At 68.9% G+C, this 23,158-nt stretch carries 23 protein-coding genes; 4 read left to right on the forward strand and 19 right to left on the reverse strand.

Features of this window, described 5'->3' with window-relative positions:
- Positions 1-470: 470 nt before the first annotated feature.
- The 4 genes from ASF47_RS21190 to ASF47_RS15770 form a co-directional block, all read right to left on the reverse strand.
- Positions 471-719: a hypothetical protein gene (locus ASF47_RS21190; RefSeq protein ID WP_156697946.1), complete on the reverse strand. Its 249-nt coding sequence runs from the start codon at positions 717-719 to the stop codon at positions 471-473.
- A gap of 102 nt (positions 720-821) precedes the next feature.
- Positions 822-1,142 (reverse strand): hypothetical protein, encoded by a 321-nt coding sequence (locus tag ASF47_RS15760; protein WP_056864946.1) that lies wholly within the window; start codon positions 1,140-1,142, stop codon positions 822-824.
- A gap of 481 nt (positions 1,143-1,623) precedes the next feature.
- On the reverse strand, positions 1,624-1,917 hold the full coding sequence (locus tag ASF47_RS15765; protein ID WP_056864947.1) for a hypothetical protein: 294 nt from the start codon (positions 1,915-1,917) through the stop codon (positions 1,624-1,626).
- Positions 1,918-1,992: 75 nt separating this feature from the next.
- Positions 1,993-2,412 carry a hypothetical protein gene (locus ASF47_RS15770; protein WP_056864948.1) on the reverse strand — a complete coding sequence of 140 codons (420 nt, stop codon included), beginning with the start codon at positions 2,410-2,412 and terminating at the stop codon, positions 1,993-1,995.
- Positions 2,413-3,084: 672 nt separating this feature from the next.
- Here ASF47_RS15770 and ASF47_RS15775 point away from each other — a divergent pair.
- On the forward strand, positions 3,085-4,206 hold the full coding sequence (locus ASF47_RS15775) for a hypothetical protein (protein ID WP_056864949.1): 1,122 nt from the start codon (positions 3,085-3,087) through the stop codon (positions 4,204-4,206).
- A gap of 178 nt (positions 4,207-4,384) precedes the next feature.
- A complete protein-coding gene (locus ASF47_RS15780) occupies positions 4,385-5,110 on the forward strand; it encodes a DUF4145 domain-containing protein (RefSeq protein ID WP_056864950.1) in 726 nt (241 codons plus the stop codon).
- 182 nt (positions 5,111-5,292) lie between these two features.
- Here the strand turns inward: ASF47_RS15780 and ASF47_RS15785 are convergent, their stop codons facing one another.
- Genes ASF47_RS15785 through ASF47_RS15800 form a run of 4 tightly spaced genes read right to left on the reverse strand, consistent with a single transcriptional unit; the run spans position 5,293 to position 7,419 of the window.
- The gene (locus ASF47_RS15785; protein ID WP_056864951.1) at positions 5,293-5,955 is read right to left on the reverse strand and encodes a tyrosine-type recombinase/integrase; all 663 of its coding nucleotides are present in this window, start codon (positions 5,953-5,955) and stop codon (positions 5,293-5,295) included.
- A 44-nt stretch (positions 5,956-5,999) separates the two neighbouring features.
- Entirely contained in the window at positions 6,000-6,866 is an 867-nt protein-coding gene (locus ASF47_RS15790) for an IS3 family transposase (protein WP_056864952.1), read from the reverse strand.
- Entirely contained in the window at positions 6,863-7,186 is a 324-nt protein-coding gene (locus tag ASF47_RS15795) for a transposase (RefSeq protein ID WP_082500401.1), read from the reverse strand. Before ASF47_RS15795 ends, ASF47_RS15790 begins: the two co-directional genes overlap by 4 nt.
- A complete protein-coding gene (locus ASF47_RS15800; protein ID WP_056864953.1) occupies positions 7,177-7,419 on the reverse strand; it encodes a hypothetical protein in 243 nt (80 codons plus the stop codon). Before ASF47_RS15800 ends, ASF47_RS15795 begins: the two co-directional genes overlap by 10 nt.
- A gap of 204 nt (positions 7,420-7,623) precedes the next feature.
- Between ASF47_RS15800 and ASF47_RS15810 the strand changes: the two genes are divergently transcribed.
- Positions 7,624-9,480, forward strand: a complete 1,857-nt coding sequence (locus ASF47_RS15810) for a hypothetical protein (RefSeq protein ID WP_156697948.1) — start codon at positions 7,624-7,626, stop codon at positions 9,478-9,480.
- A 195-nt stretch (positions 9,481-9,675) separates the two neighbouring features.
- Here the strand turns inward: ASF47_RS15810 and ASF47_RS15815 are convergent, their stop codons facing one another.
- From ASF47_RS15815 to ASF47_RS15850, 8 genes are all read right to left on the reverse strand, one after another.
- Complete coding sequence (locus ASF47_RS15815; RefSeq protein WP_056864956.1) at positions 9,676-10,881, reverse strand: hypothetical protein; 1,206 nt, start codon at positions 10,879-10,881, stop codon at positions 9,676-9,678.
- Positions 10,882-11,166: 285 nt separating this feature from the next.
- The gene (locus ASF47_RS15820) at positions 11,167-11,808 is read right to left on the reverse strand and encodes a DUF998 domain-containing protein (protein WP_082500402.1); all 642 of its coding nucleotides are present in this window, start codon (positions 11,806-11,808) and stop codon (positions 11,167-11,169) included.
- Between the two features lie 58 nt (positions 11,809-11,866).
- Entirely contained in the window at positions 11,867-12,298 is a 432-nt protein-coding gene (locus ASF47_RS15825; protein WP_235558778.1) for a dihydrofolate reductase family protein, read from the reverse strand.
- A 266-nt stretch (positions 12,299-12,564) separates the two neighbouring features.
- Positions 12,565-12,852, reverse strand: a complete 288-nt coding sequence (locus tag ASF47_RS15830) for a hypothetical protein (protein ID WP_056864958.1) — start codon at positions 12,850-12,852, stop codon at positions 12,565-12,567.
- Positions 12,853-13,056: 204 nt separating this feature from the next.
- Positions 13,057-14,526 (reverse strand): dihydroorotase, encoded by a 1,470-nt coding sequence (locus ASF47_RS15835; protein ID WP_056865269.1) that lies wholly within the window; start codon positions 14,524-14,526, stop codon positions 13,057-13,059.
- An 11-nt stretch (positions 14,527-14,537) separates the two neighbouring features.
- Positions 14,538-15,977 (reverse strand): MmgE/PrpD family protein, encoded by a 1,440-nt coding sequence (locus tag ASF47_RS15840; RefSeq protein ID WP_056864959.1) that lies wholly within the window; start codon positions 15,975-15,977, stop codon positions 14,538-14,540.
- Complete coding sequence (locus ASF47_RS15845) at positions 15,974-16,942, reverse strand: cyclase family protein (RefSeq protein ID WP_082500403.1); 969 nt, start codon at positions 16,940-16,942, stop codon at positions 15,974-15,976. The genes ASF47_RS15840 and ASF47_RS15845 overlap by 4 nt, the downstream gene beginning before the upstream one ends.
- On the reverse strand, positions 16,939-18,201 hold the full coding sequence (locus ASF47_RS15850) for a CoA transferase (protein WP_082500404.1): 1,263 nt from the start codon (positions 18,199-18,201) through the stop codon (positions 16,939-16,941). Before ASF47_RS15850 ends, ASF47_RS15845 begins: the two co-directional genes overlap by 4 nt.
- A gap of 124 nt (positions 18,202-18,325) precedes the next feature.
- Here ASF47_RS15850 and ASF47_RS15855 point away from each other — a divergent pair, with 124 nt between their 5' ends.
- Positions 18,326-19,840, forward strand: coding sequence for an MmgE/PrpD family protein (locus ASF47_RS15855; protein WP_056864960.1), 1,515 nt, complete (start codon positions 18,326-18,328; stop codon positions 19,838-19,840).
- A 100-nt stretch (positions 19,841-19,940) separates the two neighbouring features.
- Here the strand turns inward: ASF47_RS15855 and ASF47_RS15860 are convergent, their stop codons facing one another.
- The 3 genes from ASF47_RS15860 to ASF47_RS15870 all read right to left on the reverse strand — a co-directional run bounded on the left by ASF47_RS15860 (position 19,941) and on the right by ASF47_RS15870 (position 23,048).
- A complete protein-coding gene (locus ASF47_RS15860) occupies positions 19,941-20,294 on the reverse strand; it encodes a hypothetical protein (protein WP_056864961.1) in 354 nt (117 codons plus the stop codon).
- Positions 20,295-20,525: 231 nt separating this feature from the next.
- A complete protein-coding gene (locus ASF47_RS15865; protein WP_056864962.1) occupies positions 20,526-21,767 on the reverse strand; it encodes a fatty acid desaturase family protein in 1,242 nt (413 codons plus the stop codon).
- A gap of 75 nt (positions 21,768-21,842) precedes the next feature.
- Positions 21,843-23,048: a ferredoxin reductase gene (locus ASF47_RS15870; RefSeq protein ID WP_082500405.1), complete on the reverse strand. Its 1,206-nt coding sequence runs from the start codon at positions 23,046-23,048 to the stop codon at positions 21,843-21,845.
- Positions 23,049-23,158 lie beyond the last annotated feature (110 nt).

Consider the following 23,158-nt stretch of genomic DNA (forward strand, 5'->3'; position numbering starts at 1 on the left):
ACAGGGCAGGTGCCGTGAGCGCCACGGCTTACCAGCACCGGGATAGGCAGCTAGGGGTTCGAAACCGTTGTCGACCATGGACGCTGCCGCTTCGGCGGCGTGTTGGGCGCGACGGGCCGCGCCGCGCGCCCATGCCGCGCACTGACGACAGGCCGTGCCGCGTCGGCGAACGTTGCTGAGCAGCGGCGCGATAGTCCGTCCGCATCGCAGATGAACTGAGGGCCACGGTTTGTGTGCGCCCGGATATGGGATCAGTGGCTCCAGGCCAGCCTGACGCAGGATCCGAGTAGCCTCGGCCGGATCTAGACGCAGGCGGGAACTCGCTGGCGGAACCGGTGATGTCACGGATGGATCTCACCACGCACCTCCGACAATCGGCAGCAGTCCGGTGAATCACTGCGTCTGACAACTAGCCAGTCGGCGCCCTCGAGCGGCGGAATGACTGCACCCGTCCCGTAGCTGCCTAGACCTCACGTGCTGCGAGCGGCTTCGACCCTCGCGATCCAGCTCTTGCCCTCGTCATTCGGATCTTCGTCCTCGGGAACGCTGAGCACGTCCTGCACCTTGTACCACCCGCCGGGCCATCCGTTGATGGGCACGGCATATGACACCCATGCCCGTAAGGCGCGGTCGCGGGTGTTCCACGTCTCTAGGACGCCGGGATACCAACGACCCCGATCCTCGACCCAAACGCGATCGGTAACGGGCACATTCGTCATGCGCCGACGGTAGTAGCAACCTGCCACCGCCGGGCGCGGAACGGGGGATCCTCCAGTGAGGCATGCAAGCGGCGGAATGTCGCTCGTCAGGCCGCGTGGCGGTCACTCCAGTTCGCTGGTCGGCACGTCGTCGACGGAACGTCTTGCGCGTCTTGGGGTTCCGCGTTCCCACCAGTCGATCGGCGGAGCTCCGAGCAGCTGGCCCGCGGTCACCTGGACGTTACCGATGTTGCAGAACTTCCAGAGTTCTTTCGCGGCACGTGAGTACTGGAACAAGACCTCGTCAACGTCGAAGGCCTTGAGCTCGCCGCTCCGGAACCGGTCCACCGCCTCGGCTACGCGCGCGACGAGTCCGGCGAGCTCCGCCTCGTGGTAGGCCGCCACCGCCTCGCGTGCCTGCCGACGATCCGACTTCTGGGACACAAGTTCAGGCTAGTGCGAATTGGCAAACGAGAGAATGCGCGCAAAAATCACCGGCATAACAAGCAGATCCAGGCGAGCGTAGCCGCCCTCAACGCGGCAGATCCGGTAACTGCTTGTCAGGACGTCGCACGCCGGAAGGTGCGCGATACTGCGTGCCATGCCTGAATGGGATCCGGACCCTGCGGTCGAGGCACCACCTTGGCTCGTCGAGGGCGCACGGGTGGTTCACGGCACCTTCGGCACGGGAGCCGTCGGGCGCGTAGGGCGCCACAGAGACGTGCCTACGGTCTGGATCGACTTCGACAACGGCCAGACGAAGGCCCTTGCCCTAGAGTTCGGCCTACCGCACCTCGCACCTGATTCAACGGCAAATCAGCCGAAGCGCCGACTGTGGTTTAGGCGCGGTCCGGGCTGACCTCCGTCCGGGGGCGACGTCCGCACATCGGCAGATCCGCGAACTCACCGCAGCAGACCTGGGCGTTCAAGCGGTGCTGTTGGGGTCGACTCCGAACAGGCGCACGAGCCCGCTCCGTTGACCGTCACGCTGCTCGACGTAGATGACGAAGGTCTGGTCTGACCGTGCCCGGTTCCGTGCCCAATCGAGAACCTCCTCGACATCAGTGACGTCGCTCAATCGGTACTCATCGCAGTGCCACATCACGTGCTCCTGCGCGACGCCAGCCGGTGCGGGCGGCTGATGCCAGAAGTAGACGCGGTAGACCGGCCAGTCGACTTCCCACCGGGTGTCCCGAGGATCTACGCCGTCGACGATCATGCAGACGACCCTATGGGCAGGGTCATCCGCTCATCGGCAGATCTGCGCGAACCTGCGGTATGAGTGTGCCGCTCGCTAGAAGCCCAACAGCTCAACAGCAGGGCGCTGCAACGAGGGAGAGAAGTTCCGCGGTGCCCAATCGGCGTCGGTCCTTGCGGTGATGACGTCGCCCACCCGGACGTGCTCGATGAAGTAACGGTTCCCCGGGCTCTGCTCCCGCCCGTAGTAGAACCACTCCCACCGCACTCGAGTGGCACCCTGGATCGTGAACTCGACCGCAGAGGCCGTTACTCCGCTCGGGTTCCAGACGTGCAGGGTTTCTCCGCCATCGAAGTCGAGGACCAAGCACTCTGCGTCGACGGGTCGGACGCCGACAATCACGTGGATGTTGTCCATGCGTCCCCCGAAGATGTCTCCGAAGACCGACAACGACCCGCTCTTCAGGGCAGGAATGCGTGTTGCCAGACCACCAGCGAGTTCCTGTGTCATGCCCACCGCCTCAGGCTAGACCTTGCCCTTCCCGAGTCGTCCGCTCATCAACAGATCCGGTCGAGGGAGCCGCGGCAGGTCCGGACATCAGGAAGGAGCGCTCGTATGCTCCGACCATGGACGAAGCGTGTCGCGTTCCGGACTGTGGTCAAGCGGCAACCTCTGGCGAGTGGCGCGAGCCGTTCGGTAAGTTCCGGTGGGGCGTCGAACTGTCCGTCACAGTTCAGGACCTTGCTCTCACCTGGCCTCTATGCGCAGACCACGCTGATGATCTGATTGCCGGCGCCCTGAACGGAGTCGAAGCGACCCTCACGGGGTGGCGACTCAAGTCCGGCTACCGCGGCCTGGAGCAGCAGTAACGGTCTCCATCCCAGATCCGCTCATCGGCAGATCCGGTAAGTCGGACACGCGCCGACAGGCGGCGCTTTGAGGCACGTCGGGGAGTGGGTGAAGGGCATCACCGCCCCGCCCGGACGGCCGATGCGTCGCAGATGACAGCGCAGGGCCTCCGCGCGACTAGCAACGCCTCCAGTTCCTGATCTTCACCTTGACTGAGCCTCCGAGCGACGACATGGTGACGCCGTGCCAGACGCCAATCGCCCAGCCCCACGTGAGTCCGGCGATGATTTTAATCGACACGCGGGCCAGCAACATCTCCGTGGGGGAGTCTTGGCTGGAGTGGTTCTCATTGGCAGCGCGGTCACGCTAGCGCCCTTTGCCCTGACGAGATGGAGCGACGATCCCGCCTACGGCGCTTGGCAGATCGTCCTCCTGACGACACTCACCAATGTCGGCACCGCACTGCTTCTCGCCGTGGTGATCTTCGTATTGCAGCGCCACTTCACTCAAGACGTACGGGAAACCGTCGTCGAGGCAGCCAAGGACGAAGTGAACACACAAACTCGTGAGTTGCGGGAAGAGACCGCCCAGTTACGCACGCGCATTGACGACCTCACGCGACAGTTCGGACATCAAGTGGAAGAGCGGGACCAAGAGGCTCTTGACGTCGTCACCCGGGCGCGCGACCACTTGGCGTTCGACACTGTGGCGGAACTGTTTGAGGTGGCTGCCGACATGCGGGCGCTGTGGTTCGGATCGGTCATGATCCCCGCTGGCGCGGAGCTTGAGGGACCGCGCGTACGAATCAGGTGGGCTGACCTATCGAGTGTGTGGCGCAGCGGGAACGCGTTCGACAACTACCGCGACACGGCGTCGCCCGCGATCCAAATCGAGTTGGAGAGGCCAACCGGTACCGGCGGGTCTTGGTCCCCGGCCGAAGCACTGTGGCTCCCGTGGGAGCAGCCTGCCGACGCTTGGAGTGCGCTCGCCGAAGCGATGGTGGTGGCCGGTCATGGAGCGCTGGTTCGAGAGCTCGATCCCACGGTCGCGATGAATCACCTGGTTGATGCCTTGGAGGCGGCAATCAGTGGGCGGCGCCATACGCCCCACAGCTGGATGAGCGGCGCGCTCGACGAGTGGGTGACAGATGGTTGGGCCGTCACTGAGTACGGGCTCGAGAGCCGGGATCACGGATCGATTGCATCGCGTTCATTTCCCGAGCACAATGCCACCGCGCTCCGCCGTATGGCCGGCGGTGCCGAGGAGAAGGACTTCAATCCCGAACGCCCTACCGGTGTCGACGCGGACGTGTGGCGGTGCGCACTGGCCGCCGCTCGGAGCAGGCACTACCGTGCGGTCCCCGTTGCAGCCATGGCTACCGATCACGGGCCCATCACCTTCACGAGCCAGACGTCCCCTCGCAACCAGCCGAACTGGCCTCCGACGGACCCATCAACGTGATTCCGACGCTGCCCTGTCGAACGCTCCTTGGCTCGAGCATCGTGCATCCTCCCAAAGGTGGCATGACGACACTTGACGCGATTGCTGGCACCGACACGGAATGATGCAGGGCTCCGTCACGGCGGATGAAGAACGCTTCGTCTGAGGTGTCTGCCGCACGTAGATTCGCCTCGTGGCAATGCACCTGAGCAAGTTCACGGGACTCTTGACGGAGAAGTACTGGCCGACCGTCCCCTGCCCGACGTGCGAGGTCGGCAACCTGCGGCTCGATGGCGCGGTGAAGGTGACGTGGGCATCTCACGTGATGACAGCGCCTGCCTACCCACCCCTGGCGGAGGTCGATCACGGCGGCGCTTTCACTGCCCATCTACGGTGCGACGACAGCGGATGCCAGGAAGGCGCAGTTGTAGCCGGGCGGGCGTACGTCGACGAGCAATGGGAGCGCCCGAGCGACTCTCGCTATCAGACGTTCTTGCAGGTGCACTTCGTTGAGCCGGCACTCCGCTTGTTCCACGTTCCGCCCGCCACGCCCGACTCCATCAGGGAGGCCGTCAGGGCTGCGTCTATCGTGATGTGGGCGAGCCCTAGCTCGGCGGCAAACCGCCTGCGATACGCAGTCGAGGAGATCCTCGATGATCAGGGCGTTACCAAGTCAGGGACGACACACGGCCGAATCGAGCGGTTCAGCAAGACCGACAAGCCGATGGCGGATGCGCTCATGGCGGTGAAGTGGATCGGCAACGAAGGCAGCCACCAGGACGTACTGACTACGAATGACGTATTGGATGACGCCGAGATCCTCAAGCATGTGGTTGTCGCTCTCTATGGCATAGGTAACGCGGCGATCGAGGCGAAGATCAAGGCCATCAATGATGCAAAGGGCATTGTCAACAAGCCCACGTGAGATCGCAGACCCGAAAGCCGGGGAGCAGTCCAGGATCCAGAGTTTGACCTACGCATCGATGGGCAGCGTATGCCTTAAGCGGACGCTTACCGGGCATGCGGGCAACCCGGGCCTATCGGGCAGAAGACGACGTCATAGTGGGCGTTTTCATGCACGCTCTCGCCGTCCGCGTCCGCTCTCGCCTAGACCCCGGCGACGTAGGCAGTAAGGAAGTGGACGCCGTGGCGGTCAAGGTTTCCGCGAGCCCGGTCGTAGTGCTCTGTGGTACGCGGGTCGGAGTGTCTGGCAAGGATCTGGGCGTCGCGTAACGGGACGCCGGCGTCGAGGGCGTTGGTGATGGCTGCGTGTCGGAGCGAGTGTGGGCTGATGTGTCGTGGGATGGCAGCTGCCTTCGCGATGCGGGCGACCATCCGGTAGGCGTCTCGCCTATCGATGGGCTTGCCGGACACGGGTCTCATAATGAGTCGGCCCTCGGTACGGCTTCCACGACAGGCCTCGAGCACGCGCAGCACGGGAACCGTGACCGGCATGGTGGCTGGCTTGTCGCCCTTCCCGACGAGGTGCAGCACTCGGTGCCCGCGAAGAGTTTCGGAGTAGTCCTCGATCCGAACGGCGGCCGCCTCCGATGCTCGAAGGGCATTGATGCCAAGGAGGAACGCCAGAGCACCGTGATGGACGGTGAGCGTCTGGGCGACCTGGAGGAACCGGATGAGCTCGAGGCGGTCCAGTCCCTGGGTGCGGGACTCGTCACGGTGCACCTTCGGCAGGCGCGCGTAGACGGCAGGGTCAGAGACGATAAGTCCGTCGATGTGGGCGTAGCGGAAGTACCCCCGGACGGCGTGCATCGAGGTGACTACTGGACTTGACCCGCTCCGGTGGACACGGTTTTTCAGGCCGAGGCCTGCTCTTCGAACTGTGCGGGTGAACGGTATCCGAGCCGCTGCTTGATGCGGGTGGTGTTGTAGAAGCCCTCGATGTAGTCGAAGATCGCCGAGCGCAGCAGGTCCCGGCTTCGCCAGGTGTGCTGGCCGTGGATCCAGGCCAGTTCCCGCTTGAGGACTGACCAGGTCGACTCGACCGCGGCGTTGTCGAAGGCGTCGCCGGTGGAGCCGAACGAGGCGGCGATTCCGAGCCGCTCGAGCTGCTGGCCGAAGGCGAGGCTTGTGTAGGCCGCGCCGCGGTCGGCGTGGTGGATGGGTCGTTGGTCGGGTCGCCGTCGTTCGAATGCCATCACGAGTGCGTCGATGACGAGGTCGGCGTCTGGCGTGGTGCCCATGGCCCAGCCCACGACGCGACGTGAGTGGAGGTCGATGACTCCGGCGAGGTGGAGCCAGCCTTCGTCGGTGCGGAACTGCGTGACATCGGCAGCCCAGAGCTGGTCGCGGCGGGCGGGGTTGAAGTCGCGTTCGACGAGGTCGGGTGCCCAGGCGGTGTTCGCCTTCCCGGTGCGCCACCTTCGGCGCGAGTGCGCGCCGACCAAGCCGTGCTCACGCATCAGACGCGCGACCCGCTTGCGGCCGGTGCAGTGCCCAAGCCGACCGAGCTCGGCATGCACCCGCGGTGAGCCGTAGGTACGCCGCGAACGGCTGTGAACCTCAACGACCACCGCTGCCAACTCAGCGTCGCGCTGAGCATGCGTGGACGGCCCGCGAGTGGTCCAGGCGTAGAACCCCGATCGGCTCACGCCGAGCACCTGGCAGAGCCGCTTGATCCCGTAGGACTCGTGGTGTTCGCAGACGAACCGGAAGCGGCTCACCTGGTCGTCTCCTTGGCGAAATAGGCGGCTGCCTTGCGCAGGATCTCGCGTTCGACCTTGAGGCCGGCGACCTCCTTGCGCAGCCGCTTCAACTCCAGACGCTCATGCTCGCTGAGCGCGCCCGGCAGGGCGTCGAGCGTCTTCTGCTCGCGTTCCTTGCGGACCCAGGCGCCGAGGGTCTTGTAGTTGATCCCGAGGTCGCGAGCGACCTCGGCCATCGCCTTGTCGGTGGTCAGGACCAGACGAACAGCCTCGGTCTGGACTCCCTTCGTGAGCCTGCGGCTCACAATCTGGTGTCCATCAGAGCGGGTCAAGTCCATACCGAGGACGCCACCAGCCCGGCCTGGCCAAGGTGTCGGATGTACAGCTCGATATGTGCTCGCTGGATCCCAACGAGCGGGTCGAGCGTGTTGCTCTCGCACCAGGCGAACCAGCGCCGCAACTGGCAGGAGTACAGCGTGTGGGTATGCCCGGAGTAGCGAGCGAGGTACGAGACCGCAGCGAGCTGGGCGGGCGTCATCGCATCGGGCTGGAACGGCAGGAGAGTGTTCATCGGTGTCACCTGGCGGGTCGGCAAAGCCTCGCCGTGTTCGCCGCGCAAGGGCGAGGCACTTGCCTGACGCTAGGCCGCGGTGGCCGCTCCGAGCACTGGAAGCAGTGTGGGTCGCGGCGGAGTGGGCTAGGTCGCAGCGTCACCGATTCGTGCGGCGCCCCACGAGACAGCTGGGTCAGATAGCTCGACGTGAGGTTGTCAGGTTTGCGCCATAAGCTCGGAATCGGCAGAGATGTCGGCGGGATGCTGCATGGTGTTCTTGTGGCTATCGACTGGGCTCACTTGGCACACGTCAACGGTGAGGGTGTGGAGAAGCTGGCTGCCCTCCTGCTCCGGCACCAGTATCCCGACGCTTGGCAGATCAACCCGAGTCAAGGAGATGGCGGTATCGATGTCTACCGTCGTACCCCCCGGGGGCTTCAAGTCTGGCAAATCAAGCGATTCTCGACTCCGCTCATCGGCGGCCAACGCAAGCAGGTAAAGCAGTCTTGGTCGACGTTCTTCAACGCCCATCCCGCTCAGGGCACGCCGATTCATTCGTACACCCTCGTCACGGTGTGGACCCCGACTGAACCCGCTCGCGAATGGTGGAACTCGAAGGTCGTGTCTGGCGCCACCTTCCCCGTCTTCTGGGATGGCGACCTGTTCTTCAACTCGCTCGATTCGCAGTTTCCGCATGTGACGGAGCGCTTCCTGAAGCCTGACTTCCTCGAATCCTCGTTGATGGCGAAGTCTGTATTGGCGGCCTCGCCGATTGAGGGGACGGATGGTCTCACCATTCTCGACGCAGCCCGGCGCCGCGACCTTGCGCTCGCCAGCGTTCGCGAGATGGTCAGCGACCACTACCGCATCGACACGGCAATCATCACAACTGGGTCCAAGACAAAACTGCCCCTGGATCAGCTCAATCCAGCAGGTGTCCAGCACCGCGTTACGGCAATGGAGGGAGGCCGCTGGCACATCGAGTCTGCGGTGCCCCGAGGTCGGCAGTCGTTGGAAGATGACCCGATCACGCTGGATGTTCAGTTTCGAGTCGAGAGTGGATCAGCTGAGGCCGAAATGCTTGACCAGTGGGACATGTGGGGCGCGCCGCTCGAGAATGTGCCGGCCGTCGTTCGCCACTCAGGTGGTCCGTTCTCGAACCCAGGCGGCAACGAGGGGCTGATCAGCTTTGTGCATGTCCGCGAGACGGTCGACGTCCCGGGACGCATGCCCGACATCGTCCTCTGCGATCCAGCCGGTGCGCATCGCGTCAGGTTCAATATCGAGGAACGCACGCAGGGGCGCGTCGGAGGCGGCCGCCGCCTCGTCGCCGTCTCCCGGAGTGGACTCCTGCGTCTTGAGTTGAGGCTCGGCTCCACGGAGGCACCCGATGGGTGGACCCTCGGACTCAACGACGCTGCCGGGCTCGATCCCCGCAGGGTGCGATCCGAACTCGCAGCGTTGGATCGACTAAGCGTTCCGATCCCAGAGACGGTTGACCCCGCCCACAGGGCGTCGGCCGGCGGTACTCCCGGCACGAGTGCCCAAGCCGATGCCGAATTCAAGTTTGAGGTTCGTCTGGTGCTAGATGATGACGATCCCGAGCTCTCTGTCCAGGAGCTGCTTGCGACCGCGACCCAGTTGAGTGCGCCACCGATTGCGACTTGGCTGTTGCAGATCGCGGAGGCGTTGACCGTCTTGGATCCCTTCTCCAGCGAGACATTCGCGATGCCCGATATCGGCAAGGTCACCGCAGACCAACTGAACGATCTGATCTGGCATGCCGGCATCTACGCGGGCGAGTCCGAGACCATCACCTGGGAGAAGGTGACTTTCACGGTTGCTGACGGTCCGAGCCTCGCAACTGCATGGCAAGCCAACGCGGACGGGTACCTGGTCGAAACGACCTGCCCGCAGCTCGCCCTCGGGGAGGAGGTGCTCACGCTTGATTGGCCATATGCGCGCACTGTTCGGATGCCTCCACTCCCACTTGGACTGGCCGAAGCGGCCCCCGGGGCCGAGATTGCGTTCTACCCGGGTGCTGACAACAGCATGACTATCGGCCTAGTTGCGGAGTGAAGTAGCGGTTTGCGGTACGCCTCCGAAGAAGCGGCGTAAGGGTGAACTCGCACCCGCGGCCACGTCCGGGCGCCATGGAGTCGAGTTAGCCTCTGGCGCTCACGTCCAGTTCTAGCCCGCGGGCTTCACGGAGCGGGTGACGACGACAGCTAGCTTTTCTGGGGTCTTGATGAGCGGCGTGAAGGGTCCGCCGGGCTATGCAACTTCAACGGCTGCGGCCTCCTCGTCCAAGAAGACCAGCAGGCTGCTCACAAATAGCACTGCCTGCACGGCGTTACGTCGGGAGAACTGACGGGATCCGACCCCGTGCACGGAGGCGTGTCGACTGAAGGTTCGCGGGACAAGATCCCCCTTATCCGGGCGATACTGCTGGTAGGCCTTCCAGAGGGGCGCGAACGCGATGAACTCCAGCATTGTGAAGTTGTCGTACTCGCCAGCGTCGGTCGTATTCCTGTTCGGCGTGAGGTCGTACCGCTGCTTCCCGAAGTAGTCGTTGACCACCGTGTCGAGCACGGACGCGGCCATTGCCTGCGCGGCGTCGGGGTTGGCGGCGTCGAGGGCGTCGAGCGCTCCGACGGCGAACCTCAGGTAGGGCGACGCGATGGAAGACGAACAACCGGCGAGCGCGATACGGCAGTCGGAGGAAATGGCCTTCCACCTCCTGCCGAGGATATTGCGTCGGTCGGCAGTGTTCTCGGCTCGGAGGAGCTTCTCCGCGATCTCCTGGCGAGGTACGCCGTAGAGGGCGATGCCGTCGAGCATCACCACCTCCTCGACCTCAGCGAACTCGATGCCCTCGATGTCGCGGAGGTTGCCGGGATAGAAGCCGATCCGCACCTTCTCGAGGAGGGGAGCGATCCGCTGGAGCAGGGACGTCTGCTCGTTGGAGAACCGAGCGAGCATCTTTGCCGTGCGCTCGTTGACGTCGAAGATCGCATTTCCGGCTAGCAGCGAGTTGAAGCGGGTGAGGTTGGACTGCCCAAGCCCCGCCATCTTGTACGCGTCGCTATTGATGAGGTTCATCTGATTCACCCAGGCGGGCTCGACATGGATCTTCGACACCAAGTTCTTGCCCAGCAGGCCAGTGAAGGTGGAATCCGGCAGTCGGCCCATAAGACTCTTGTACGCGGAGTCGGGCAGCCCCATCCGCTCGAACTTCTTGAGGAACGAGTTCGCACCGATGAGGTCGGCGATACCGCTCTTGAACTTCGGATTCAGTACCCCCTGCAGCCGCGCCATCGACTCTTTGACGCGCGCCAATTCCTCTGGAGACAGCGTGACCTCCTTGGCCTGACCGTCCACCGGCTTCTGCAGCTCCTCGCGGAGCTCGTCGAGAGCGTCACCGTTGCTAGCCTTGTCCGGCTGCCCCGCGGGCTCGTCCCCACACTCCTCGTCACTCACGAAGCAAGGCTAACGAGGGCCACCGACGCTTCTTTCGGAGTTGCACTCCCTGCCGCAATGCTTTGGGCTCGGCGACCATAGCGGCGCGCGCCTTCTTGACCCTCCGGTCCTGCAGCGCAACAGCGCCCGATGCAGCACTTCAAGCGCGTCATTCTGGGCGGAATGACGCGGCCACGGCGAGCCCGCTGGCGGGCCCGGGGGGCGGGGTGATGACAGCGAGCCGCTGACCGCCATTGCCCACGCCACCAGCGCTTGGTGCTACTGCTGCGGCTGGTGGGAACACCGTCAGCGCTGAGCCAAAGGAACGGCGCTTCTCCGCATGCGAGTCCAGGCGACGACTGCAAGCGCGACGAGGACGGGCCACAGCGCCAGACGTTCGAGCAGGCCGGAGATTGTGCCCTCGCCGGACAGGATGAACGCCAGGGCTGCGGCCGCGGTCACCGCGCCCGTCGTGAGCACGCCTCTCGCCAACCGCGGCTCGCGGCGCAGCAGACGTGCACCGAGCGCCAGCATGGCGACCGGCTGCGCCACGAAAAGTGGCGTCGCGGCCAGGGCGTGCAGAGTGGCGTCCCGATCAAGAGGCGCGAGGCCCGTGGCCACGGAGCTCAGTCCGGAGACCACCAGCAGCGCGGTGACCCACCAGCCGAGCGATCGGACGAGCAGAAGCGCGCCGACGGCCAGCAGCAATCCGAAGCCGACGAACGAGAGGTTCATCAGCTCGTGGCGCGGTGAGCAGTACGCGGCGGTGCAGCCGATCTCGCCGAGGCGGCTCACGGAGTCGGCGACGAAGCTGTAGCCCCCGGTGGTCGCTGCGGCGACGATGAACTCGGTGACGATGTAGGCGGGCCGCACCAGCAGCGCGAACGCACCCCAGCGAGCGGCGGCGTGGGCGGCCCGGCCGGGGCGGCGTACGGGTGGGCGGGGCACGCGCTCACGGTAGGTGCGGGGTGGGGCCGGTGGGGCTGCGGAGTGGCCGGGTGGACGGTCAGTCGCGCCAGAAGAGGTGGTGGACCACGCCGCTGGGGCTGGGGACGACGTCGCGGTGGTAGCGGTCGAGGAGGTCGTCAGGTGAGGTCCAGAGCCGGGAGCCGCCGCCGATCTCGATCGGGGCGTTCGCGACGTGGAGGGTGTCGACCAGGCCGGCGTCGAGGAACTCGCGCACGGTGTCAGCACCGCCGCCGAGGCGGACGTCCTTGCCGTCTGCGGCGTCGAGGGCCTGGGCCAGCACCGACGCGGGGTCGCCGCTGACGAAGTGGAACGTCGTGTCACCCAGGCTGAACGACGGGCGCGGGTGGTGGGTCATCACGAAGACCGGGGTGTGGAACGGCGGCTCGTCGCCCCACCAGCCCTGCCACTCCTCGTCGGCCCACGGGCCGCGGTGGGGGCTGAACTTGTTGCGGCCCCATGATCTCCGCACCGATGTCGCGGTGGAACTCGCGGACCAAGTGGTCGTCGAGGCCGCGGCTGCCGCCCGGCTCGCTGCGCCCGGGCCAGCTCGCCGTGCCCACGGCCCAGCTCATGAGGTCCATCGGGTCGACGCTGCCGAAGGGACGCTCGAGGCTCTGGCCCTCCCCCGCGGCGTAGCCGTCGCTCGACACGGTGACGTTGTGGACCCTGACCAGCTGCGTCACGTGGTGCTCCTCGGTCGTCGTCAGGAGCTTCGACCGGCGGCGGGGTGAGGACTCATCGCTGAGCGGCTCCAGCTCGGCGGCCGCGGGCGTAGCCGGCCCGGGCGGCGAGGAGGACCAGTCCGAGGGCGGCCAGGCCGAGGCCGACGAGCTGCCAGGTGGACAAGTAGGTGGCGTCGGCCGACACGGTGTCGTCCCAGCCCATGACCCAGTCGGCCTGGGGGTCGAGCGGGGCGTAGGCGAACCAGCCGTCACCGGTCGGGTCGGCCTGGGTCGTCAGGAGCAGGACGACGCCGGCGAGCACGAGGGCGGTGGAGGCTAGCCACCAGGCGAGGGGTTTCACGGGGTGAGTATGGCTGGGTGAGGTCGTGGTTTCGAGACGCTCGCTGGCGCTCGCTCCTCAACCACCGGATGCGTGCGTGGTTTCGAGACGCTCGCTGGCGCTCGCTCCTCAACCACCGGGGTTGGGGCGGGGGGTGGGGGTGAGGTGTGGCGGCGTACCGAGGTCGTGGTGTGGGGGGCCGGACCTCGGCACGCCGCGGCTGGGTCAGGCGGGGTTGCCGGAGCGGCGGACGAACTGGCCGCGGGGGGTGCCGACGACGTCGCCGTCCTGGAGCACGGCGGAGCCGCGCAGGTAGGTGTCGGTGACGCGGGCGGTGAGCTCGAAGCCCTCGAAGGGGGTGTACTCCTGGGTGGAGAGGGAGTCGGCGGCGTGCACCTCGTAGGTGACGTCGTCGTCGACGAGGCAGAAGTCGGCGTCCTTGCCGACGGCCAGGTCGCCCTTCTGCTTCAGGCCGAAGCGCTCGGCGGGGTTGCGGGCGGTGAGCTCGGCGACGGCGCCGTAGGACAGGCCGCGGCGACGGCCCTCGGTGAGCAGGGCGGGCAGGAGGTACTCCGTGCCGCCGAAGCCCGACTTGGCCAGGAAGACGTCGTCCTTCGGGTCGCCGAACTTCGTCTCCTCCTTGCAGCAGGCGTGGTCGGAGGTGACCCAGGAGAAGTGGCCCGCGAGCAGGTGCTCCCACAGCGAGTCGACGTCCTCAGGCGAGCGCAGCGGCGGATTGACCTTGCCGCCGAGGTTGGCGGTGGTGAAGTCGGCGACGAGGTGGCCGACGGTGACCTCGCGGCGGAAGTCGATGTGGGGGAAGGTCGACTGCATCATCATCGCCGCCTCGATCGCCTTGCGCGAGGTGAGGTGGAGCAGGTTGATGTTGGGCAGCTCGGTCTCGTGGGCGAGGTAGGAGGCGATGGTGATCGCCAGGCCCTCGGAGTGCGGCGGGCGCGAGGCGCTGTAGGCCTCCAGGCCGGTGAGCGTGCCGTCCTTCTCGACCAGCTTGGTGTAGGCCCGCATGATCTCGGCGGTCTCGCAGTGCAGCGAGAGCGAGATGGCGTCGCGGTCCTGGGCGAAGCGCTCGTCGTTGCGGGCCTGCTGGATGCCGCGCATCACGAACTCGAAGTGGGCCAGGTCGTAGGACTGGTCCTCGGGCAGCATGAGGAACGAGCCCTGGTCGGCCGAGCGGCCGTGCAGGCCGTGGCTGCCGTAGAACATGAAGATCTTGAACGACGGCACCCCGAAGTCCTCGATCATCATCGGGATCTCCTCGATGTGCTCCTCGAGGATCGGCGCCACGTGGAAGGCGTAGTCGACGTAGGCCCGGCCGTCGGTGGCGGCCAGGACGTCGGGGAAGACCTCGCGGTAGGGGCCCGAGCGGTTCATGTAGTAGGCGCCCGTGCGGATGTAGGTGATGCCGGAGGTCACGCCGCCCTGCGCGGAGGCGCGGCTCTCGCTCTCGGCGTCCTCGCCCAGCTCGTTGTAGATGCCCCAGTGCTGGTGGACGTCGACGACGCCGGGGAAGAGCAGCTTGCCGCCCGCGTCGAGCACCTCGGCGCCGGTCGTGTCGAGGCCGGCCTCGACGGCGGCGAAGACGCCGTCCTTCACCGCGACGTCGAGCCGCTCGGGCTCGGCGTGGCCGGGGCGCACCACGCGCGCGTTCGTGATCACCAGGTCGTAGTCGCTCATGAGGTCACCCTTCACTTCGTGCTGTCGGTCGTGGTCATGGGGTCCACCGAGGTCAGCGGCGCGAGCACCGCGCCGATGTCGGTGCAGGTCTCCAGCGCGGCGCACGCCTCGGCGAGTGCGTCGACCTGGTCGTCGGCCAGCGTGCGGCCGGCGTTGGCGCGGAACTTCGCGGCCAGCTCCTCGAAGGACAGCGGTCGCTGCGGCCCCCCGCGGGTGGTCAGGACCTCCTCCACCAGCTCGCGGCCGTCGACCAGGTGGGCGGTCAGCACGGCGGGGAACTGCGTGGGGAAGATGTCGGTGCAGCGCTGGTCGGGCACCACGTCGACCTTGGCCATCAGCGCACGCCGCTGCGGGTCGCGGGCCAGCTCGTCGGTGTAGTCCTCCACGCCGGCGCCGAGCCCGGCGCCGCCGAGCAGGCCGACGGCCACGGCGTACGGTCCAGAGAACTGCGCCATGTAGCCCGTCTCGGGGGTGCGCTTGACCTCGATCGGCTCCCCGATCGTGCGCAGGTTGGGCGCCGGCACCCCGAGCACCAGCCGCTCCACGTCGTCGGGCCCTACGCCGCGAGCGCGCAGCCGCCCGGCGGCGTCGACCGCGGCGTGGGTGAAGTGGTTGGCGGGGTAGGGCTTGAAGAAGATGTCGGGCACCGCCCACGTCTCCCCCAGGCCGTCGACGACCGCGGCGGCGTCGAAGCGCCCGTGCAGCCAGGCCTGGTAGAAGCCGAAGCGGCCCTCCAGCACCGTCGGCGGGCCGGTCAGGCCGAAGGAGACCAGCTCGGCGGCCGAGACCGCGGCGTGGGCAGCCCAGCCGCAGTGCAGCCGCTTGACCGTGCCGCCGGTGCGGTTGGCCTCGATGATCCCCGAGGCCATGGACGCCGCGACCCCGAGGCTGTCGACCACCGCGTCGGCCCCGCCTCCGGCCAGGACGGTCGCAGCGACCGCGCCGCCCATCGCGCCGCAGATGGAGGTGGCGTGCTGGCCGTGCTCGAAGAAGGTGGAGTTCTTCGCCGCCTCGTCGTAGCCGGCCATGCCCAGGCGCACGCAGGTCTCCAGGCCCAGCGCGATCGCGCGCACCAGCTCCTGCCCGCCCGCGCCCGCGCGCTCGGCCGCGGCCAGCGCGACCGGCACGACCGTGGCGCTGGGGTGCAGCACCGAGGGCAGGTGGGTGTCGTCGTAGTCGAGGGAGTGGGCGAGCACGCCGTTGACGAACGCCGCCAGCCCGGCCGGCAGCCCCTCGGGCACGCCCACGGCCGAGGCCGCGGCGTGGCCGCCCTGGCTGCGCGCCCAGGCGCGGGCCGCGCGGCTGGTCTCCAGCGGGGCCGCGGCCACCGCGATGCCGACGGTGTCGAGCACGCGCTTGCGCACGCTGTCGACCACGGCCTCGGGCAGGGCGTCGAAGGTCGTGGCCTCGGCGAAGGCGCCGAGCTGCTGGGCCAGGGTCGCGTCGCTCACGAGGCGGCTCCGCTCTGCGTCTGGTCCTGGGTCTGGGTGTCGCTGGAGCGCAGCGCGAGGGGGCGCACCGGGGAGCCGGTGGCGCCGAAGATGTTCATCGGGACGAGGACGAACGTGAACTCCGCCCACCCGGCCGCGGCCAGGCCCTCGAGGTCGAGCGCCTCGACGATGTAGATGCCCGCCTCGACCAGCAGCACCCGGTGGGCCGGCAGCAGCGCGTGGCCGCCGCCCGGCGCGAGCCGCTCGAAGGCGATGGTGTCGGCGCCCGCGGCGTGCACCCCGCGCTCGGCCAGCCACACGGCGCCGGCCTCCCCGACCCCGGGCACGCCCGAGGCGCCCCCGACGTACGCCGCGCCCTCGGCGAAGCGCGCGCCCCAGCCGCTGCGGATCAGCACGACGTCGCCCGCGCCGACGGTGACGCCGGCGCGCTCGGCGGTGGCCTCGAGGTCGGCGACGGTGATCTCGTAGCCGCCCTCGCAGTGGGTGAGGCCGAGGTGGCCCGCGACGTCGAGCAGCACGCCGCGGCGCAGCATCGGGGCGATGGTGTGCACGCCGTGCTCCTCGTACTTGCCGCCGACGCAGGCCGCGGCCGCGTCGGCGCCGCCGTGGAGCTTGCCGTCGAAGGAGACGTGGGCCAGCGCGTCGATGTGGGTGCCGACGTGGGTGCCGGTGGTGATCATGTCGTTGGCGGCGCTGCTGCCGTCGGAGCGCACCATGTCGCCGTGGCGACGCGGCAGGGTGTGCCAGAACTGCGGGTGGTTGGGCGACTGCGGCATGCCCACGCGCAGCTGGCGGCCCAGGTCGATCGTCTCGACCCCGCCCTGCACGGCGCGCAGGAGGTCGTCGGCGCCGGCGACCGGGGCGGGTGCCGGGGTGCTGGCCGGCGCGGCGACCGGCGTGGCCGGGGTGCTGGCAGCGGTGGGGTCGGCGGGGGTGTGCGGGGTGGTCGTCGGGGTGTCGCTCACCGGACGGCCTCCTCTTCCTTGAGTCGGGTGATGGCCTCGGCGTCGTAGCCGAGCTCGCCGAGCACGGCGTCGGTGTCGTGGCCCAGGGCGCGGCCGGTGAAGCGGATGCGCCCGGGGGTGGCGCTCATGCGCCACATGACGTTGTGCTGGAGCAGGGGGCCGAGGTCGGGGTCGTCCACCTCGAGCAGCATCCCGGTCTCGCGCACGTGGGGGTCCTCGGTGAGGTCGCGGGAGTCGTAGACCGGCGCGATCGCGGCGCCGGCCTCGGTGAAGGCGGCCAGCACGGTCTCGCGGTCGCGCGCGGCGATCCAGGAGCCGACGTGCTCGTCGAGCAGGTCGACGTGCTCCGCGCGCCCGCCGCCGGTGGCGAACCACGGCTCGGCGATGACCTCGGGGTGGCCCACCAGCTCCATGACCCGCTCGGCGATGCGCTGGGCGCTGGTGGAGATCGCGACCCAGCGGTCGTCGGAGGTGCGGTAGGTGTTGCGGGGGGCGTTGTTGGTGGAGCGGTTGCCGTGGCGCTGGGCGATCTCGCCGGTCTGCTGGTAGACCGTCGGGCCCGGGCCGACCGCGGCCATGATCGGCTCGAGGATGCTGAGGTCGACGACCTGGCCCTCGCCGGTGCGGTCGCGGTGGCGCAGCGCCATGAGCACCGCGGAGGAGGCGGCGATGCCGCAGATGGAGTCGGCCAGGCCGAAGGCGGGCAGCGTGGGCGGGCCGTCGGCCTCGCCGGTGGCGGCCGCGAAGCCGCTCATCGCCTCGGCCAGGGTGCCGAAGCCGGCGCGGCTGCTGTAGGGCCCGCCCTGCCCGAAGCCGGTCAGCCGCGCGAGGACCAGGCCGGGGTTGTCGGCGTGGAGCACCTCGGGGCCCAGGCCCCAGCGCTCGAGGGTGCCGGGGCGGAAGTTCTCGACCAGCACGTCGGCGCTCGCGGCCAGCCGGCGCAGCACCTCGGCGCCGCCGGGGGCCTTGAGGTCGACCGCGACGGTGCGCTTGTTGCGGCTGATCTCCTTCCACCACAGCGGCACGCCGTCCTTGCTGCGCCCGTGGCCGCGCATGTTGTCGCCGCCGCGGGGGTGCTCGACCTTGATCACCTCGGCGCCGTAGTCGCCGAGGATCTGGCAGCACAGCGGCCCGGCCAGGATCGTCGACACGTCGAGCACGCGCAGGCCGGCGAGCGGCCCGTCGGTGGTGTCGACGGCGGCGTCGACCGCGGTGTCGACGGCGGGTGTGCCGTCGGGGCGGGGGTGGGAGTCAGACACGCAGCATCCGTTTCGCTGGAAGAAACGTTCGGGATCGAGACGTCACTCTAACCGGAACGGTCCGATCCGTGAAGGGGCTGCTTTCCACCGCTCTGGCAGCCCAAGCTCGCGCTACGGTGGGCGCATGACCGATCCGGAGCCGTTCCTACTGGCGGAACGCACGTGCGACGCCATCGCCGATCTGGTCGCCGCGGTCACCGTCGCGTACGACGACCTGCCCGCCCCGGTCGCGGCGCGACTGCCCGTGGTGCTCACCGACCTGGTGGGCGTGGCGGCGGCGGGGCTGCGCACCCCGGAGCTGCGCGCCCTGCTCGAGGCGTGGCCGCTGGCGCCGGGACCGCACCCGCTGCCAGGCAGCAACGTGCGCACCACCCCGGAGACCGCGGCGCTGCTCACCGCGGCCGCGGCCTGCTCCCAGGAGCTCGACGAGGGCAACAAGCACGCCGCCGGCCACCCGGCCGTCCACGTCGTGCCCGCCGCGCTCGCCGCCGCGCAGCAGGCCGGCCGGCCCGTGGGCGGACGGGACTTCCTGGCCGCGGTCGCCGGGGGTTACGAGGTCGCCGCGCGCTTCGGCCACGCCGTGCGGCGCGACCCCGTCTGGCACACCCACGGCCACTGGGGCGCTACCGGCGCGGCCTACGCCGCCGCCCGCATCCTCGGCGCCACGACCGGGCAGGTCGCTGCCGCCGTCGACGCCGCCACCGGGCTGATGGGCGTCACGCCGTGGTCGGCCGTGCTCTCCGGCGACGTCACCCGCAACCTGTGGGCCGGGCAGGCCGGCCTCGCCGGCCTGTCGGCCGCGCACCTCGCCCGGGCCGGGCTGGTCGCCAACCGCGGCGGCGCCGCGGCCGCCTTCGCCCTGCTCGGCGGGCTCGACCCCGACCTGCTGCTCGACGGGCTGGGCCGCGGGGCGGACGGCCAGGCTGGCGACCGGACTGACGACGGGGCTGACGACGGGGTGGCCCCGCGGTGGCTGGCCGCCGAGGGCTACCTCAAGCAGCACGCCGCCTGCTCCTACACCCACGCCGCGATCGACCTCGTGCTCGCGCTGCGAGCCGCCGCGGGCGAGGGCTCGGCGTCGGGCGCCGCCGCTGGCGGGAGTGCCGTGGCCGGCCCGGCCGCGGGCCCCGCGGCCGGCGCGGGCGCGCCGGGCGGGTGGGAGGCGGGCGAGGTGCTCGGCGTACGCGTCGTGATCCACTCGCTGGCCGCTCCCCTGCTCCAGCGCCACCCGGCCAACCGGCTGGCCGCGATGTTCTCGCTGCCCTTCGCCGTGGCCACCGCGGCGGTCAGCGGGGCCGTGACGCCCGCGACGATGGAGCCCGGCACCCCCGCCTTCGCTGCGGCCGAGGCCTTCAGCGACCGCGTGCACGTCGAGGTCTCCGCCGACCTCGACCGGTGGCTGCCCGCCCGCCGGGTCTGCGAGGTCGAGGTCGCGCTGCGCGACGGCCGCACCCTCGCCCTGGCCCAGCCCGACCCCATCGGCGACGCCCGCCACTTCCCGCTCGACGACGCCGCCCTGGTGGCCAAGCTCGACGGCCTGCTCGGCCCCGGCGTCGGCGCTCCCCTGCGCGCCGCCGTCGACCGGCTCGTCGACGCCGACGACGTCGTCACCGCCTGGGCGACCCTCCCGCTGGGGTGAGGGCGCCCCCAGCTTCTTACCGACCGTTGCGACCTCTGGACGGGCGTCACGACGGTCAGGTAGTGGTCGCAACGGTCAGTAAGAGGCGGGGCCGCGCGCCTCAGGTGGTCGACGCCGACGGCGCCGCGGCGTCGATGGCCGCGACCTCGGAGAAGTAGCGGCGGTGGACGTGGAGCACCTCACCGATCAGGTCGAGGCGGTGCCACAGCAGCCCGCTCGGTGGGCCGACGGCGGTCTCGCGCGGCAGCTCGGCCATGAGCGTGGTGCACGAGGTCTGGGAGAACGTGCCGGAGTCGAAGATCAGCAGCCGCCGGTCGGTCGCGACGACCGTGCGGTAGCGGTCGGTGACCTGGAAGCGGATCGCGGTCTGCCCCGCGAAGGCTCCCTGCACCTGCTCGCCGGGCTCGAGGTGCTCCTGGGCGTTCTCGGTGATCCTGCGGCTCGCACGCGACACGGGTGCTCCCTGGGGTCGAAGGAGACCCCCACCGTGCCCAGGAAAGCTAAAGACCCATCTCACCCGACGGGGTGAGATGGGTCCTCGGCTGGTGCGGTGGTTTCGAGACGCTCGCTGGCGCTCGCTCCTCAACCACCGGGGCGAGGCGCTCGCTCCTCATTACCCGGGGCGAGGCGCTCGCTCCTCAATACCCGGGGCGAGGCGCTCGCCCCCGACCACCGGCGGGGTGGCTCAGGCGGCCTGCGTCATCTGCTTGCGGCGGGCCTGCTGGGTGAGGCGGGCCTGGGCGGCGCGGCGGACCTTGGGGCCCTTGGTGGTCATGGCCCACAGGGTCTTGAGCTGCTCGGGGGCGTTCTTGACCGTGGTGGTCTCGAGGAAGCCGTTGGGCAGCGAGAGGCGCACGACCTTGTGCCAGGCCGAGTAGACCTGGGCCGGCAGCGAGGCCTCGTGGTAGTTCAGCTCGTACTTGTCGAAGAGGGCCTTCACCTGCGGCGCGACCTCGGCGTAGCGGTTCGAGGGGAGGTCGGGGAAGAGGTGGTGCTCGATCTGGTGCGACAGGTTGCCGGTCATCAGGTGCATCGCCTTGGAGCCGGAGATGTTGGCCGAGCCGAGCATCTGGCGCAGGTACCACTCGCCGCGGGTCTCGTTCTCGGGGATCGACTTCTTCTCGAAGGTCTCGACGCCCTCGGGGAAGTGGCCGCACATGATCACCGAGTGCGACCAGACGTTGCGCACGAGGTTGGCGGTGAAGTTGGCGGCCAGGGTCGGCAGGAAGGAGCCGGTCGGCAGGGCCAGGGCCGGGTTGACCACGTAGTCCTTGGTGGCCTGCTTGCGGATCTTGCGCAGGGTGTTGGCGGCGTTCTTCTTGAAGGTCTCGCTGCGCTTCTCCTTCGGGATCGACAGGTTCTTGCCGAGCTCGAGGTCGTAGGCGGCGATGCCGTACTCGAAGAAGCAGGCGTTGATGAAGTTCCACAGCGGCTGCGCGAGGTACATCGGGATCCAGCGCTGGTCCTCGTCGACGCGCATGATGCCGTAGCCGAGGTCGTTGTCCTTGCCCACGATGTTGGTGTAGGTGTGGTGGATCTCGTTGTGCGAGTGCTTCCAGCCCTCGGCGGTCGAGGCGTTGTCCCACTCCCAGGTGGTGGAGTGGATCTTCGGGTCGCGCATCCAGTCCCACTGGCCGTGCATGACGTTGTGGCCGATCTCCATGTTCTCCAGGATCTTGGCGATCGAGAGACCGACGGTGCCGGCGACCCAGGCCGGCGGGAAGACCGAGGCCAGCAGCACCGCGCGCGAGCCCAGCTCGAGCTTGCGCTGCACGTCGACGACCCTGCGGATGTAGGCCGCGTCGCTGGCGCCGCGGTCGTCGAGCACGCTCTGACGGATCGCGTCGAGCTCCACGCCGATGGCCTCGATGTCCTCGGGGGTGAGGTGGGCGGTCGGGTTGACGGGCTGCTTGGTGATGACGGTCATGGTGCGCTCCTTCGGTGGGACGAGCGGGCGGATCAGGTGCAGGTCAGGGGGTGTCGCGGTGAGTCGGCGAGCGACTCAGTGGGTGATCTCGCACGGCCCGGCGGCCGCGCTGATGCAGGTCTGGATGTTGACGCCGTCGCCGGGCTGGGCCACGGTCAGCTCGCCGTTGCGCAGGTCGCGCACGGCGCCCTCGCGCAGCGGCAGGACGCAGCCGAAGCAGACGCCCATGCGGCAGCCGCTGGGCATCAGCACGCCCGCCGACTCGGCGGCGTCGAGGATGGTCGTGGCGCCGTCGGCCTCGACGACCGTGCCGCCGCCGGTGGGGCCGGTGAAGCTCAGCGTGCCGCCCTCGCCGGTGGCCACGACCGCGGTGCGGAAGCGCTCGATGTGCAGCGGCAGACCGGCCTCGCCGTGGTGGGCCTCGAGGGCGTCGAGCAGGCCGACCGGGCCGCAGGCGTACGTCGTGCGCTCGGCCAGGTCGGGCACGAGCGCGGCCAGCCCCGTGGTGGGGTCGGCGACGTCGAGCATGCCGTCGCGGTCGGTGTGCAGCTCCACGAGGCGCAGCCGGCCCTCCGCGGCGTACTGGCGCAACTCGTCGCCGAAGATGACCTCCGAGCGCGAGAGCGCCGAGTGCAGCAGCACGATGTCGGCGCGCACCGGGGTGGCGCGGGAGAACATGTTGCGCAGCATGCCGATGACCGGGGTGATGCCGGAGCCCGCGGTGACCATGAGCAGCTTGGTCGGCAGCGGGTCGGGCAGCACGAAGTCGCCGTCGGCCTGGCCGAGGTGGATCATCTGGCCGGGCGTGAGGTGGTGCACGAGGTGGTTGGAGACGACGCCGTCGGGGATCGCCTTGACGGTGATCGAGATGCAGCCGTCGGCGCGGGGGCCGTGGGTCAGCGAGTAGGTGCGCCACAGGCGCACGCCGTCGACGTCGACGCCCACGCGGAGGTACTGCCCCGGCACGTGGCCGGCCCAGTCGCGGCCGGGCTTGAGCACGATGGTGGCCGACTGCGCGGTCTCGGGCTGCACCGCGACGACCTTGGCGCGCAGGTCGGCGCCCTTGCGCAGCGGGTGGAAGACGTCGAGGACGTCGTCGAGCTCCAGCGGCGTGACCGCGGCCTCGGCGACGCGGCGCAGGCGCTGGCGCAGCGAGGGACGCCCGGTGGTCGGGCGCGGGCCGGTCGGCGCGGTGGTGGCGGCGCTCGCCGTCGTCGCGGCGGCGGCCGGGGCGGTGGCCTCGGTCGTCGTCTCGGCGGTGGTGGACACAGTGGCGCTCATGGGTTCCACTGTCCTACGCCAGGCCGTTAAAGTCCTGTGCCGGTGATGTGAAGTCACCGGGCTGTTTTGTTCGCAGGTGACAGTTTGTGACGGCAACCGCGTCCATGTCG

It is taken from the genome of Nocardioides sp. Leaf285 (assembly GCF_001422955.1).
In the GTDB taxonomy this organism is placed as follows: domain Bacteria; phylum Actinomycetota; class Actinomycetes; order Propionibacteriales; family Nocardioidaceae; genus Nocardioides; species Nocardioides kribbensis.